The organism is Pseudovibrio sp. Ad13, assembly GCF_001623225.1.
GTDB lineage: Bacteria > Pseudomonadota > Alphaproteobacteria > Rhizobiales > Stappiaceae > Pseudovibrio.
Map to the genome: position 1 here is coordinate 338,113 of NZ_LMCC01000013.1, position 14,575 is coordinate 352,687.

A 14,575-nucleotide genomic window follows, 5' to 3' on the forward strand; every position below is an offset into this window, starting at 1 on the left:
TGTCTCCTTAGTGCGCCACGGCAGCAGCTGCTGCTTCATCAATCAAACGACCTGTTTCAAAACGCGATAGCGTGAACGGCGCGTTGATAGGGTGAGGTTCATCGTTTGCAATTGTGTGCGCAAAAACATGCGCAGAGCCCGGCGTCGCCTTGAAGCCGCCCGTACCCCAACCACAATTGAGGTAGAGGCCTTGTACAGGGGTCTTTCCAAGGATTGGAGAACGGTCAGGCGTCACATCAACCACACCGCCCCATTTGCGCAGCATGCGCATACGGCGGAAAATCGGGAACACTTCGCAAATGGCAGCAAGCGTATGCTCTATCAACGGCAAACCACCGCGTTGAGAGTAAGAAACGTACTGATCTGTTCCAGAACCAATCACCAGCTCGCCCTTGTCAGACTGGCTGATATAGGCGTGCACACTGTTGGACATCACCACTTGAGGAAAGATCGGCTTAACAGGTTCAGACACAAGCGCCTGAAGAGGATAGCTTTCTAGAGGAAGCTGCACACCGGCAGTATCCATCACCACAGAGGTTCCGCCAGCTGCAGAAACCGCGATTTTTTTAGCCTTCACAAAACCACGTGCAGTTTGAAGGCCTGTGACAGATCCGTCTGGTCCTCGTTCGATAGAAAGAACCGGACAGTTCTGAATAATATCAACGCCTCTTGCCGCTGCAGCGCGTGCATAACCCCAAGCCACCGCGTCATGGCGTGCTGTCCCGCCACGCTGCTGAAACGCGGCTCCCATCACAGGATAACGAGCATTGGCCGCGATGTTGAGGGGCGGGCACTTTTCTTTGGCCTGCTCAGGAGTGAGCCAGACATTATCAACGCCGTTCAAACGATTGGAGTGAATGTGACGCTTGAAGCTCTGCACATCATGAACATTGTGCGCCAACATCATCACACCGCGCTGCGAGAACATGACATTATAGTTCAGGTCCTGACTAAGCCCATCCCAAAGGTCGACTGCATGGTCATAAAGGCGCGCACTTTCATCATAAAGGTAGTTTGAGCGAATGATGGTCGTGTTCCGGCCAGTGTTGCCGCCGCCAAGCCATCCCTTGTCAATCACCGCCACATTGGTGATGCCATGTTCTTTTGCCAGATAGTAGGCGGCCCCAAGGCCATGCCCACCAGCACCTACGATAATGACGTCATATTCGCTTTTCAGCTCAGCGTCAGGCCATTGCGGCTCAACGTTTTTATAGCCTGTGAGCGCTCCTTTCAGGAGCGACATTGCGGAAAATTTTGACAAGGCTACCTCCTTGGAATTCAAGAGAGATTGCCCGCTATGTAAAAATGTGTATGGTACCCCTGCGAATATTATGAGGTATTTTTGCGCAGGAGGTGCAGGTGGAGAACACAACACGGACCAAGCGGCAGCCCCGACCAGCGCTCAATGTTGGCTTCATTCTGGCCAACCGGTTCACATTGTCGGCCTTCGCCAGCTTTATTGATGTCCTGCGCCTTTCTGCCGATGAAGGCGATAGCAGCAGGCCAATCCTATGCAGCTGGAGCGTCATTGCACCTGATATGGAGCCCATCCGCGCCAGTTGCGGCGTGCGCATCCATCCTGATACCAACTTGATTGATCCAGCCCATTTTGATTACCTGGTGGTTGTAGGAGGGCTGATCGACCACATTGAACGCCTTGATCTTCGCTATGTGCACTATCTGAAATCTGCTGTGTCGAAGGGCGTGCCGTTGATCGGCTTGTGTACTGGTAGCTTTATTCTGCACCGTGCCGGTTTGATGAACGGCTATAAATGTTGTGTGAGCTGGTTTCACCGGACGGACTTCCTTGAGCAATTTGATGGATTGGAGCCAGTTTCTGATCGCATTTTTGTGGTGGACCGGGACCGCATTTCCTGTTCAGGGGGAACCAGTGCAGTGCATGTTGCAGCCCATCTGGTTGAGCGTCATGTCGGTCTGCGGCAAGCCCGCAAGAGCCTTCATATTCTGATGGTGGATGAAGCTCAAGATGACAGCAAAGCCCAACCGTTCCTGCCAACGTCGCTTAAAGCCAAAGATAATCTGGTCCAAAGGGCGGTGCTGATGATGCAGCAGGAAACGGAAAATCTGCGCAGCATAGAGCAGCTTTGTAAGATGTTGGGCGTTGGACGGCGCAGCCTTGAAATGAAATTTAAGTCTGACCTTGATAAATCCCCAGCCGAAGCACTCAGTCATATACGAGTAGAAGAAGCCAAACGCTTACTGGGAGAAACAGAGGCAACCATCACTGATGTTGCCATCCGATCCGGTTTTTTTGATGCATCCCACTTTAACAAGGTCTTCCAGAAACACACTGGTATGACCGCAAGCGCATTTCGTAATTCCTTAACCGCTTAAGAAGGCTTCTTCTTGAGCAGCGAACCAACAAAGCCAAACAATCCTGCCCAGATAATTGAAGACAGCACTGTGAGGCAAATGCGCAGCAGGCCAGACATTTCTCCAAGAGGCACATCCAGCAGCCAACTGGCCGTAATGAAGGGGAACAGAAGAATATTCGCGAGTATTGGCGAAACCTGAAGGCCGATGAAAAACCCTAGAGGAACAGCAATCAATCCGAATGCAGCCCCAAAAATGATGAAGATGTAAATCATGGCCTCAATGAAGTATGCAGTTTGAACCTATCTCCAAGTTTTGTCAGCTCCACGTTTCTCTGTAAACCAGTATTATTGTGAAGCTCGCTATTGAATCCTATCGTAAACTTTAGAACCGCAGTCGGATCAAGCTTTTACGCGCATCATCTTAGGATCATACAAAGGCGTTAAGTGCACGTCACAGGGTACGCGTTCTGTTGCAACTTCCAGCTCATACTTGCCACCAAGAACAAACTCACGATCGACACCATCGGTATTGCGGACATAGCCCAAGCCGATGGATTTTTGCAACGTATGACCAAAGCCACCGGATGACAGCCAGCCGACCCGGATGCCGTCGCGATAAATCGTTTCGCGGCCTGACAGTATGATGTCACCATCCGCCACAAAAGTAGCCAGCATCTTTTTGACACCGTGCGTTCGTTGTTCTTCAATAGCACCACGGCCTTTGAAGGCTATATTCTTCTTGAGCTTCACTGCCCAGCCTAGGCCAGCTTCTTCTGGTGTGTGGTCGGGACCTAGGTCGCTTCCCCAGGCCCTGTATCCTTTCTCCAAACGCAGCGTTTCAATTGCTCTGTAGCCAGCGTTGCGTAACCCAAACTGCTGTCCTGCTTCATGAAGTGCAGCGTAAACGGTTGTTGCATATTCAACGGGCAAATGCAGTTCCCAACCCAACTCCCCAACATAGGTCACGCGCAACGCATGAACAGGACAGCCTGCTATACCGATCTTGCGTGCTTGGCCAAACCGAAAATGATCATTGCTCACGTCATCACGAGTTACGCGTTTCAAGATCTCGCGAGAGTTGGGGCCCATAAGTGAAAGGACCGCATAAGCTGATGTGACATCTACCAGCTGAACATTCATGCCCTCTGGAATATTGCGGGAAATCCAATCGAAATCATGAGTGGCAAAACCTGTTCCCGTGACAATGTAATACTCATCTTCTGCCATTCGCACGCAGGTAAGATCGCATTCAATACCGCCATGATCGTTGAGCATCTGCGTGTAGATCAGTGAGCCAATCGGCTTATCTACGTCATTTGCCGCAATCCAACTGAGCGCGTCGACTGCATCAGGTCCCTTGAGTGTAAATTTCGCAAAGGACGTCTGGTCAAAGAGCACCGCAGAGGAGCGGGCTGCGTTATGTTCGCGGCCAACAGGTTCGTGCCAATTGGGCCTCGCAAACGTATAGATATCTTTTTGAGCTTCTCCATTTTGAGTATCTGCATACCAGTTGGCGCGTTCCCATCCCAGTTTTTCGCCAAACACCGCGCCATCTGCTTTCAAAAACTCATAGAGCGGTGATTTGCGACAGGGACGGCCGCTTTCATGCTCCTCACTAGGCCAAGCCATTGTGTAGTGTTTGGCATAGGCTTCTTTTGTCCGTGTGCGTATCCAGTCGCTATCAAAGTGCGGGCGTCCAAATCGGCGAATGTCGACAGGCCACAGATCAAAGGGTGGTTCGCCTTTTGCGATCCATTCTGCCAGTGCCATTCCAGCGCCTCCGCCAGCGGCGATGCCAAACGCATTAAAGCCTGCATTGACGTAAAAGTTTTTGAGTTCAGGAGCTTCACCCATGATGAAATTACCATCCGGTGTAAAGCTCTCTGGTCCGTTGATGAGTTCTTTGATACCTGCAGTCTCCAAAGCCGGAACCCGGCCAAGAGAAAGCTCCATCAACGGTTCGAAGTGCCCAAAGTCGCTGTCGAGCAATGTGTAGTGGAAGTCTTTTGGAATGCCATCCTCGGCCCAGGAAAGGGGATTGGCCTCATATCCGCCCATAACAAGGCCGCCGACCTCCTCCTTGTAATAGGTCAGTCGGTCCGGATCTCGAAGCGTTGGCAAATCTCTGGGTACGCCAGGTATCGGCTCGGTGACCATGTACTGATGCTGCATTGGTACCAAAGGCACATTCACACCAACATGCTTTGCAAAGTCTCGCGTCCATTGCCCGCAGCAGGCAACGACAACAGCGCAGTCAATCCGGCCTCGGCTGGTTTCAACGCCTCTGATTACCCCCTTGTCGACATCAACACGCAGCACTTTCGTGTCTTCAAAAATCTGTGCCCCTGCCAAGCGAGCCCCCTTGGCAAGAGACAATGTTATATCCGAAGGATTTGCCTGGCCGTCACTTGGCAGATAAGCCGCGCCAATAACATCATCGACTTGCATCAAAGGCCAGAGATCCTGAGCTTCTTTAGGTGTCAGAAGCTGCATATCTAAACCAAAGGAATGCGCAGTCGTTGCCTGACGTTGCACCTCAGTCCATCTCTCATGATTACAGGCAAGGCGAAGGCCGCCATTCATCTTCCAACCAGTTGCCTGTCCGGTCTCCTCTTCAAGGCGCTTATAAAGATCAACGGAATACCCAAGGAGTTGAGTGATATTGGCATTTGAACGCAATTGCCCAACCAGCCCGGCAGCGTGAAAAGTCGTGCCGGACGTCAGTTTTTTCCGCTCAAGCAAAACAACATCCCAGCCCAGTTTTGCAAGGTGGTAAGCGGTCGAACACCCGACAATGCCGCCACCTACGATCACAGCCTTCGCCGTTTTTGGCAATTCTTTCATCTCAACCTCACTTCAACTGCAAATCAGCATATGCATGCTCAAACCGGAGCAAGTTTTCTCTGGTATAGCTGGCGTAATCGAACTGTATTTTGGATGTCTGCTCAGACACCATGCTCCACATACTTTCGCGTAATAAGGATGCGCATTTCATGGCACTGTATTGGCCCCAAAGTGCATCGGAGATCGGCTCGTCAAAGTATGCTTCGAGCAGTATTTCTTGCAGACCTTCAGACAGACTGGCATTTGTTGCTAGACCTCCCAGATCGAACAGGGGAGAGTTCAGGCCAGCGTACTCCCAGTCCACCAGCCAAAGTCGCCCATTCTCATTTAAGATGTTCGCTGGAAGAAGATCGTTGTGGCAAAGAACCAACTGCACCTTCCCAACCGCACGCTCAAGCTTTTCAGCCTTGGCCATCAACGCATTGAGGCTCGGCAGATGATCCGAGTCCATAAGGCGAAGCGTTTCTGCATAATTGCGCAGGATGTGAAAGACCCAAAAAGCGAGGACAGGGCCACGTATCAGTTGCGTTGCTTCCCCGTGAACTTTGGTCAGGACACCGGCGATAGAGCGTAGCCTTTGCGGATCTTGGATATCGGCTTCGCTCAACGGTTCAGCGTCAACGTAATCCTGAACCAGCGCACCTTTTTGGAAGTAACGGACAGCAGGAGCGATGCCTGCGGCATGGGCAGCCCGGCAAGCTGAGAGTTCGTTGAACCGCATAACCCCATGTTCTACGATGTCATCTCCAAGGCGTACCACATAAGTGCGTCCTTCATCAGTGATCTTCACGTTGAAGTTCGTAATGCCACCGCCCAGAATTTCGGCATTCGTTGGTTTCTTCCAAAATGGCAGTTCAAGGGCTCTTGTTACGGCTAATTCCTTTGTCAGTGTTTCGCTCATGTTGCCAACCCCAATCTTGCTCGAGAGGATTTCGCAAGCGCGGACAAAATCCGATCTGCGATGATTGCAATAAAGGCTACGGCCAAGCCTGCGACAATGCCTTGGCCTGTATTTGCTTTCGTGAGTGCAATGTAAACTTCCTGCCCCAGATCCCGCGTGCCAACGAGAGCGGTGATCACCAGCATGGACAATGCCAGCATAATCGTTTGGTTCAATCCCAACAGCAGTGAGGGAACAGCCAAAGGAAGCTTTATACGCCAGAGCAACTGCCAGCGTGTACATCCAGATACCTTGCCAGCCTCAATCACTTGCGGACTAATCTCTCGGATCCCATGGGCGGCGTAGCGCAGAGCAGGGGCCATTGCATAAAGCACGATAGCAACCATGGCGGAAAACTCTCCAACGCGGAAAAGCATGACAACAGGGATCAGATAGACAAAACTTGGGAGTGTCTGCAGAGTGTCAACCAGAGTACTGAGGATTCTGTCTGCCCGCTCAGATTGTCCTGCCCACACGCCGAGCGGCATCCCAACTGCCGCTGCAATTAACACTGAAACACCACAGAGGTAGACGGTGATCATTGCATCCCGCCACAATCCATTGGCAGCAACAAAACCTACCAGTGTCGCGCATAAAAAACCTAGTCGCCAACCACCAACGCGCCACCCGATAAGCCCGAGCGCTATGATGCCCCAAGCCCAGGGAATGCCTACAAAGAAACGTTTTATTGGAAGAAGAAGGTAGGTCAGCAACCCCGTCTTGATTGCTTCAAAAACCTCAAAGAAATTGATATTGATCCACTTGATGGCCTCATCCCAGAAAGAGCCAGTGGTGAGAACCATGGCCTCAGGATAACTTTGAATTGCAGGAAACACCTTCCCCAGAAGTGCTAGTAAAACCGTGAGTGCCAATGCAATGACAGCGTACATCAGAGGCGTCATCTGTGTTACAGATGAACCTTGGGGCTGCGAGTGAACATTCAGCGAAAAAGCCTGACTTAGCCGGTCCAGCGCAATTGCAATCACGACAATTGACAAGCCAGCTTCAATGCCTCCCCCAATGTCTAAACGACGCAGTGCAGCCAAAACATCGTAACCCAGCCCACCAGCGCCAATGATGGAGGCGATGATCACCATGTTCAGCGAGAGCATGATGACCTGATTAACACCCACCATTAAGGTTGGCAGAGCAGAAGGCAACAACACCTTCCACATCATCTGGCGCGACGTACAACCAGCCATACGCCCGGCTTCATGCAGCGGCTCAGGTACGGATTGTAATGCAACAAGCACCACGCGGACCATGGGAGGCATGGCATAAATAATCGTGGCCACTAACGCAGAGACCGGCCCAAACCCGAACAGAAACAATATCGGCACAAGATAAGCAAAGATCGGGACTGTCTGCATTAAATCAAGCAATGGGCGCAGGAACCGCTCAAAGCGCTCCGAACGATAGGCCAGAATGCCCAGCATCAATCCACTAAGCACACCGAAAGGGACAGCAATAGCAATTGACGCCAAAGTCACCATCGCACTTTGCCATTGACCGAAAACAGCCAGATAGAGGAAACAGCCACCCACCAAAGCTGCAAGTCTCCAGCCACCTGCTTTCACTGCCAATAAGACCAGAAGAAAGGTCACAGCGATCCAGCTCATGGAAGGGAAGATCTCAACGGCTTGTTGACCGAGACCAGAATGAAACCCATCCGCAAGAAAAGCACGCATTGTGTTGTATGGCGCTTCAATTATTGCCGAAAGAAACCGCGTCAACTGGCGAAAAGTGAAGAGACCAAATCCCGCATCTTCCATGAGCCAAGCCATGAAAGTGCTGATCTTTTCATCCAGTTGCCATTGCCAGGCACTTGGAAACTTAATGATCCAGCGGGCATCGAGTGCCTTGTAAAGTGGAAAGGAATAGCTTGAGAGAAGCCAGGTTGAAGCAAAAAGCAAAAGCCAAAAGAAACGAGGGTTGCGCAAGCTGTCACGGAGATGGAAGTTCATTCCACCAACTCCTGCCCAAGCATTACGCTGACAATCTTTTCACGATCGATAGTACCAACAGGTACACCGTCATCGTCCAACACCCGAAATGCGCGACTGGTTTTCCCAACCTCAGAAACAACATCTGCAACCTTCAGGCTATAGCTTAAATCGCCTGCATATGTTCCGGCAGGACAGCCCGCCGTCATAATTGTTTCAAGCTGAATGACTTTGGTCCTGGGAATATGGTGTGTAAATTCCTCGACATAGTCAGTCGCGGGATTGCTCACCAGTTGCTCTGGTGTCGCGATCTGAACGATCTCTCCATCTTTCATCACGGCAATGCGATCAGCCAGCCGAATAGCCTCTTCAAAATCGTGCGTGATGAAGAGGATCGTCTTATGGAGTTTGTTTTGAAGCCGCAGGAACTCATTCTGCATTTCTCTGCGAATGAGAGGATCAAGCGCTGAAAAGGGTTCATCCAGAAACCACAGATGCGGATCGCCAACCAATGACCGCGCAATGCCAACACGCTGCTGTTGCCCACCTGAAAGCTCTCTCGGATAAGCCGTTTCACGCCCATTAAGACCAACAAGCTCAATCATCTCATAGGCACGTGCTTCGCGATCTGGTCGGTGAACGCCTTGAACATCCAAGGGAAATGCAACATTTTGTAAAACAGTTAGATGCGGGAGCAGCGCAAATTGTTGGAACACCATGCCCATCTTCTTACGGCGGACGTCGATCAACTCACGTTCAGACATTGCCAGAAGGTCTTGGCCTTCAAAGTGGATTGAACCGGCAGTTGCTTGTATGAGGCGGGACAGGCAGCGTACCAGTGTGGACTTTCCAGAGCCAGACAGGCCCATAATAACAAAGATCTCACCTTTCAGAATTTGAAGGTTTGCGTCACGAACCGCACCCGTCAAATTTGCCTGCTCTAAGGCTGATGTGTCCGGAGAGCTGTCCCTATTTTGCAAAAATGTGCCTGCGTTTGCCCCATAGATCTTCCAGAGACCTTTACAATCCAAAAGCACTGGCTGGTCCATGGAACATCTCCGTAAAACGCTGATATTGGGCAAAAAGCTGAGCTCGCACAGACAAGAAGGAACAGACCCTCGATCTGAACCCACTCATCTTGAACGCTCTATTTTATCCAGCCAACCCATCGGTCTTTGTTGGCAGAAAGCCACTCTTCAACAACACCCTCGACTGACTGTCCTCCCAGATCGACTTTGGAGATCATAGCGCTCATCTCGGTATTGCTGACATTGAAGTTGGAAATCGCTTGCGCCGCGCCTGGCCATTTTTGACTCAGACCTGCCCAGGCAACTTTCCAGATGGGGCCAGTGGGTTTGCTACAATCATAAGCCGCAGATGGATTTACACCGATTGTCGCATCTTGATAGCAAGCAGCAGAGTAGGGCGGAAATTCGATAAATTTGCCCTCATACTTAGCTGGTGCCCAGTGAGGCTCATAAAGCCATAAAATGATTGGCGCTTTTCGTTGATAAGCCGCTTCCAGTTCTGCAAACAAAGCCGCATCAGTGCCGGCATGGACAACTTCAAAGTCAAGCTCAAGTGCCTCAACACGCTCTTCATCAAAGCCGCCCCATGTCACCGGACCGCCAAGATACCGTCCCAAGGGAGCCGTTTCTGCAGTGGCAAATACATCTGCACAGTCCTTAAGCGCTTCCCAGTTTGGCAAACCGGGACAAACCTCTTCCATGTAAGAGGGGTACCACCATTCCTCGATGGCAATCATGCCACTTTCACCAAGACTGACAACATTTCCAGTCTCAATGGCTTCATCCATTGCTTCCCGGCCAGTTGTCTCCCAGATCTCCATTGCAACGTGCAGATCACCAGTCTTTAGGCCCGCAAATTGAGCGATGTAATCCGCTTGAACATACTCGATGTTGTAACCAGCTTGCTTGAGAACCTCACCCATAATGGTGGTTGTGATGATTTGACCGGACCAGTCATGAGTGGTGATTTTGATTGGATCTAGTGACTCAACTTCAGCAATTGCTGAGCTAACTCCCCAAGTCATAACCAGAGCAATTGATGGAATTACTGAGTATTTCATTTGGTCCCCTCCCGCAGATGATCCAATTCATCCATCCGTTGCAAGAATTTGAACCCAACCCCAATCAACTCCAGCAACGACAACTTATCTTACGTTGGGGTATTTATAGAAATCAACATAATGACACAATAAAATCTACTGATACTGATCCAAAATGTGTGAAATTGTGGCTTTATGAGGTATTTTATGTTTTAGATTAGAGAGCTTAAGCTATGTCTATGCAGGATTAATACGGATTAGATTGAATGGAAAACATCAACAATCAGACACAACGTGAAATCCTGAACGCAATAAAAACGGCAGGTGGCACAAGCCGAATCGTCACACTTGCCAAGAAGCTGAAACTATCTGAAGAGACCATTCGAAGGAACATCAAACCCCTCGCGAAAGAAGGTCTGCTTGAGAAAGTCCATGGTGGTGTTCGCCTATTCGCTGAAGAGGACCAAGAGAGCAGTTTTCATGCGCGGATGCAGGAATGTCCGGAGGCAAAACGGAAAATTGCAGCAACTGTCGCCAGTATGATTGAAGACGGTAGTTCTCTGTTTCTTGATGTGGGAAGTACAACAGCTTTCATTGCCGAAGCGTTGCAAGACCATAAGAGCCTGATGGTTGTAACGAACTCGGTCGCAGTTGCCTACAAGCTTGCTACGCGAAATGACAATCGGGTTTTTATGGCGGGAGGCGAACTCCGGGCTCATGATGGAGGAGCATTCGGGGCAACCGTCACGAGCTTCTTCGATAACTTCGAAACAGATTACGCCATCCTGTCAGCAGCGGCGATAAACGCCAGCAAAGGGCTAATGCTGTTCGATCTGGAAGAAGCGCAGATTTCCCGCACAGTTATGAAGCATGCGAAATGTAAGATTGTGGCGGCTGATGCCAGAAAATTCACCAGATCAGCACCCATCACTGTATGTGACCCAACGCTCATCGATGTGCTAGTAAGCGAGAAAGAACCCGCAACAGAATTCCACCAAGCCGCAAAAATCTGGCAAGCAAAAATCGTTGTCGCAGATTGAGAATGGCCAATACTTTTACAAGGAGCTTAAAGCGACACCAATTTGCTTGTTTCGGGAGTTTTTCTGGACCGTGCTTGACAAGTCAAATTTTCGCTGAGACGAAGGATTATTTTGTAGGATAAGAAAGTGCCTATGAATTGGGTGCTACGCTTTCAACTCTTGATGGCAATTACCCTCGTTTTGTTGTGAATTCAGTTGCTGTTTTAGCGAGGCGATGACTACCTGTTCGTGTTGATCAATAGACGTCAGATGCTGCTCTCTCTTTGAATCTCAGGATACTCATAGAAACTACCTGCGTGACTTTGGCAGCGATTCTGGTTTACTGGCTGCAAACCAAGGCAGCGGATTGTGTATCCTCACTAGTTTGGTGTGGTGAGGGCATGTTTGTTGCAATCAGCTCGAACACACAGTCAGTTAAAATGATATTCCAAGTTTTTCCGTGGGTTGGATAACGTACTCTGGAAACTCTATTGGACTAAATCCATTCTTTTGCACTTGTTGTGCATTTTCCTAATACGCTATCAGACGACCAAACAGGCAACACATTGCTAGAGGTCTAACAAAGAGGGTACTCTTAGAAACTTACTGCATTTAGGATGGACTTAAATGGGGGCTCTTGCAAAACTCAATTCCACTACTGATGCAATAAATGCGGCAATTGAGACAGTTTTTTCAATATGTGTAGGAGCGCCTAGCAGCCATGCATAAACTACATACTTAGATAGAACCTACACTATAATGATTGGTATGCTCTCTTTTATAAATATTTTTTCGATTATCGAAATTAATAGCGTTTCCCTCAATCAGGGCTTGCTGGGCATAATACTAAATAAATGCCAGCTTAAGATTTGAGTTGCGGCGCTTCATTGGTAATTAGTTGATGATAATGGAACTATCTGATTATCGGAAAACTTGGATGATCAGTTTGTAAAAATAGGTTGGCGCACGGATCGCAACTTCTGAGTTAAGTATAAGAATTACTTATATTGACATACATCTAATCGATTTGATTTCTGGATCTTATGCATTATGAAACGCCGGTATCAGAAAACAAGTATCCAAGTTTTTTTGACATAGATCTTTGATGGCGTTGGTTTTCTTAATATGGCATCAAGTTTTGTAAATTAGTGGTATTAGCAATATTGGCAGAAGAGATTTATATTTTGGACACGATCCAGTTCAAATTGAATGCTGAACAAATTGGTTATCTGACAGATGTTCGGCAAACGCTGCATAAAGCGCCGGAAGCTTCTGGTGAAGAAGAACAAACTGGCCGCTTTATAGTTGAACAACTCGAGCGGATTGGGGCTGATCGTATTGTTTCCGAGCTTGGCGGTTTTGGGGTGATTGCTGAGTATTGTGGCGCTGCAGATGGGCCAACTGTCATGATCCGCTGTGAGCTGGATGGGTTGCCGATTGAGGAGATCTCTGAGGTTCTTTATCGCTCACAAATCCCGGGCCGTGGCCATCTGTGTGGGCATGACGGGCACATGACGATGGTTCTTGGCGTAGCACATTTGCTGTCCGCACGACGCCCGAAGCAAGGGCGTGTTGTGTTGATGTTCCAGCCAGCTGAAGAGACTGGAGCAGGGGCGGCGGCTGTGATTGAAGATCCGAACTTCGCAGAGTTCCGACCCGATTTCGCCTTCTCACTGCACAATTTACCGGGACGCCCCATGGGAGAAGTCAGCATATGCCGGGAGTATGCCAATTGCGCATCTCGCGGAATGCAGATCAACCTGCGCGGAAAGAGCTCTCATGCAGCAGCACCGGAAGATGGTCTCTCTCCGGCCTCGGCAATCTCTGTGTTAATGGAGCAGCTCGCGAAGCTGGGTGTCGGGGGAGAAATGAATGATCAATTCACACTCAGCACACTAACACATGCCCGTTTAGGGGAGCCAACGTTTGGGATTGCACCCGGGTTTGGAGAGCTGCGTGTCACACTGCGGTCCATCAGTGATGCATTGATGGAAGATATGATTGACCGGGCACAAGAAGCTGTCACGCAGGCAACTCCTGATCTGGATGTTGCAATCACATGGCATGATATTTTCCTTGCCTGTGTCAACCATCCAGAAAGCCGTGATCAGATTATTCAGGCAGCAAAACGGGTCGGCACCCCATTGAAGGAACTGGATTATCCGATGCGGTGGTCAGAAGATTTTGGCCGATTTGGATTGGATGGGGCAAAGTCTGCCATGTTCTTTTTGGGCTCTGGAGAAACACAGCCTCAGCTCCACAATCCTGACTATGACTTCCCGGATGAGCTGATCCCGATCGGAGCAGATCTGTTCGTTACGATCATTGATCAGCTTTTGGGTCTTGCTGATTAAAGCTCATCGACGAGCTTGTAGCCCCATCTCTCCCAGAGATGGGGCATTCGTTTGCCCCCAGTGGTCAGGCCTAGTTCAGGTAACTTCTGTCTTCCAGAGGCACTTTTTTGATTTCATCCCGCAAGATTTCAATAAACGCTGCCTCCGCAGCATTGTGCCGGGTCTTTGAGTTCGTAATGAGTGCAATGTCGTAGACCGGCAGGTCTGCAAAGTCGGTAATGCGCCATAAGCGCTTCGCCTCGACGTAAGGCCAGGCCACATGGACCGGAAATGGGCCGACGCCGACGCCAATCTCGATCAATCGGCGCAACTCTTCCAAATGATAGGACCGGCCAACAGGAGAATGCTCAATGCCCAGCTTGTTGCGTGCCATGGCAAACTCACTCATTTCTCCGCCGGGTTCATCAGTGGGGAAAGTCACATAGGGCTCGTGGGCAAGCTCTTCCTTGCGAATATCATCACGCCCAAACAGAGGGCTAAGACGCCCACAATAAAGCGCAAATCTCTCGCGGTAGATAACCTCATAGGTCAGGCCGGGTTGACGAGCCGTGGTGAGGCCTATTCCGCAAGACGCCGTTTTGCGCTTCACCTGCGTCACCACATCACCACTTGTTGCAACCTTGATTGAGAGCGTCGCCTTTGGGTGCGTCCTGTGAAAACGGACAAAAGCTGCATCAATCACAGGCGACTCCGCATGGGTTGCTGTTGCGATGGAAACGTGTCCGGTCACATCCTCGCGCACGTCTTTAAGGACTGCTGCAATGCGCGAAACACCGCTATAAATCTCAAGACATTCCTCATAGAGAAGCTGCCCCGCTTTGGTCAGTGAGAACTCACCTGCATTACGGTCTATCAGCATGCAATCAAACTGATTTTCCAACCGTTTCAAGGCATTGGTAATGGCTGGTTGTGTCAGCAAAAGCCGCTTTGCTGCTTTGGTAACCCCTTTCTCTTCAACAATGATGAGAAAGGTATAAAGCAAGTTCCAATCGAGGTTTCGACAGAAGCGTTCAAGAGAGGTTCGATTCATATGATATTACTCAAATTTATATCTACATTAAATATATGAAT

General features: G+C 49.7%; 11 protein-coding genes. 3 read left to right on the plus strand and 8 right to left on the minus strand.

Features of this window, described 5'->3' with window-relative positions; all coding sequences use genetic code 11:
- Positions 1-7: 7 nt before the first annotated feature.
- Positions 8-1,261 carry a sarcosine oxidase subunit beta family protein gene (locus PsAD13_RS15190; protein WP_063318680.1) on the minus strand — a complete coding sequence of 418 codons (1,254 nt, stop codon included), beginning with the start codon at positions 1,259-1,261 and terminating at the stop codon, positions 8-10.
- Between the two features lie 98 nt (positions 1,262-1,359).
- Between PsAD13_RS15190 and PsAD13_RS15195 the strand changes: the two genes are divergently transcribed.
- The gene (locus tag PsAD13_RS15195; RefSeq protein ID WP_153040895.1) at positions 1,360-2,355 is read left to right on the plus strand and encodes a GlxA family transcriptional regulator; all 996 of its coding nucleotides are present in this window, start codon (positions 1,360-1,362) and stop codon (positions 2,353-2,355) included.
- On the opposite strand, the gene PsAD13_RS15200 is transcribed toward PsAD13_RS15195, so the two are convergent.
- The 6 genes from PsAD13_RS15200 to PsAD13_RS15225 all read right to left on the minus strand — a co-directional run bounded on the left by PsAD13_RS15200 (position 2,352) and on the right by PsAD13_RS15225 (position 10,152).
- Positions 2,352-2,609 (minus strand): hypothetical protein, encoded by a 258-nt coding sequence (locus tag PsAD13_RS15200; protein WP_063288620.1) that lies wholly within the window; start codon positions 2,607-2,609, stop codon positions 2,352-2,354. The genes PsAD13_RS15195 and PsAD13_RS15200 overlap by 4 nt on opposite strands.
- Before the next feature lie 126 nt (positions 2,610-2,735).
- Positions 2,736-5,180, minus strand: a complete 2,445-nt coding sequence (locus PsAD13_RS15205; RefSeq protein WP_063318682.1) for an FAD-dependent oxidoreductase — start codon at positions 5,178-5,180, stop codon at positions 2,736-2,738.
- Positions 5,181-5,187: 7 nt separating this feature from the next.
- On the minus strand, positions 5,188-6,081 hold the full coding sequence (locus PsAD13_RS15210) for a phosphotransferase (protein WP_063318683.1): 894 nt from the start codon (positions 6,079-6,081) through the stop codon (positions 5,188-5,190).
- Positions 6,078-8,084, minus strand: a complete 2,007-nt coding sequence (locus PsAD13_RS15215) for an ABC transporter permease subunit (RefSeq protein ID WP_063318684.1) — start codon at positions 8,082-8,084, stop codon at positions 6,078-6,080. Before PsAD13_RS15215 ends, PsAD13_RS15210 begins: the two co-directional genes overlap by 4 nt.
- Positions 8,081-9,112 carry a betaine/proline/choline family ABC transporter ATP-binding protein gene (locus PsAD13_RS15220; protein WP_063318685.1) on the minus strand — a complete coding sequence of 344 codons (1,032 nt, stop codon included), beginning with the start codon at positions 9,110-9,112 and terminating at the stop codon, positions 8,081-8,083. The genes PsAD13_RS15215 and PsAD13_RS15220 overlap by 4 nt, the downstream gene beginning before the upstream one ends.
- Positions 9,113-9,210: 98 nt before the next feature.
- Positions 9,211-10,152 carry an ABC transporter substrate-binding protein gene (locus PsAD13_RS15225; RefSeq protein WP_063318686.1) on the minus strand — a complete coding sequence of 314 codons (942 nt, stop codon included), beginning with the start codon at positions 10,150-10,152 and terminating at the stop codon, positions 9,211-9,213.
- A 245-nt stretch (positions 10,153-10,397) separates the two neighbouring features.
- On the opposite strand from PsAD13_RS15225, the gene PsAD13_RS15230 reads away from it, so the two are divergent.
- Positions 10,398-11,171: a DeoR/GlpR family DNA-binding transcription regulator gene (locus PsAD13_RS15230; protein ID WP_063318687.1), complete on the plus strand. Its 774-nt coding sequence runs from the start codon at positions 10,398-10,400 to the stop codon at positions 11,169-11,171.
- A gap of 1,163 nt (positions 11,172-12,334) precedes the next feature.
- On the plus strand, positions 12,335-13,504 hold the full coding sequence (locus tag PsAD13_RS15235) for an amidohydrolase (RefSeq protein ID WP_244275169.1): 1,170 nt from the start codon (positions 12,335-12,337) through the stop codon (positions 13,502-13,504).
- Positions 13,505-13,574: 70 nt separating this feature from the next.
- Here the strand turns inward: PsAD13_RS15235 and PsAD13_RS15240 are convergent, their stop codons facing one another.
- Positions 13,575-14,534: a LysR family transcriptional regulator gene (locus PsAD13_RS15240; RefSeq protein WP_063318688.1), complete on the minus strand. Its 960-nt coding sequence runs from the start codon at positions 14,532-14,534 to the stop codon at positions 13,575-13,577.
- Between the last annotated feature and the right edge of the window lie 41 nt (positions 14,535-14,575).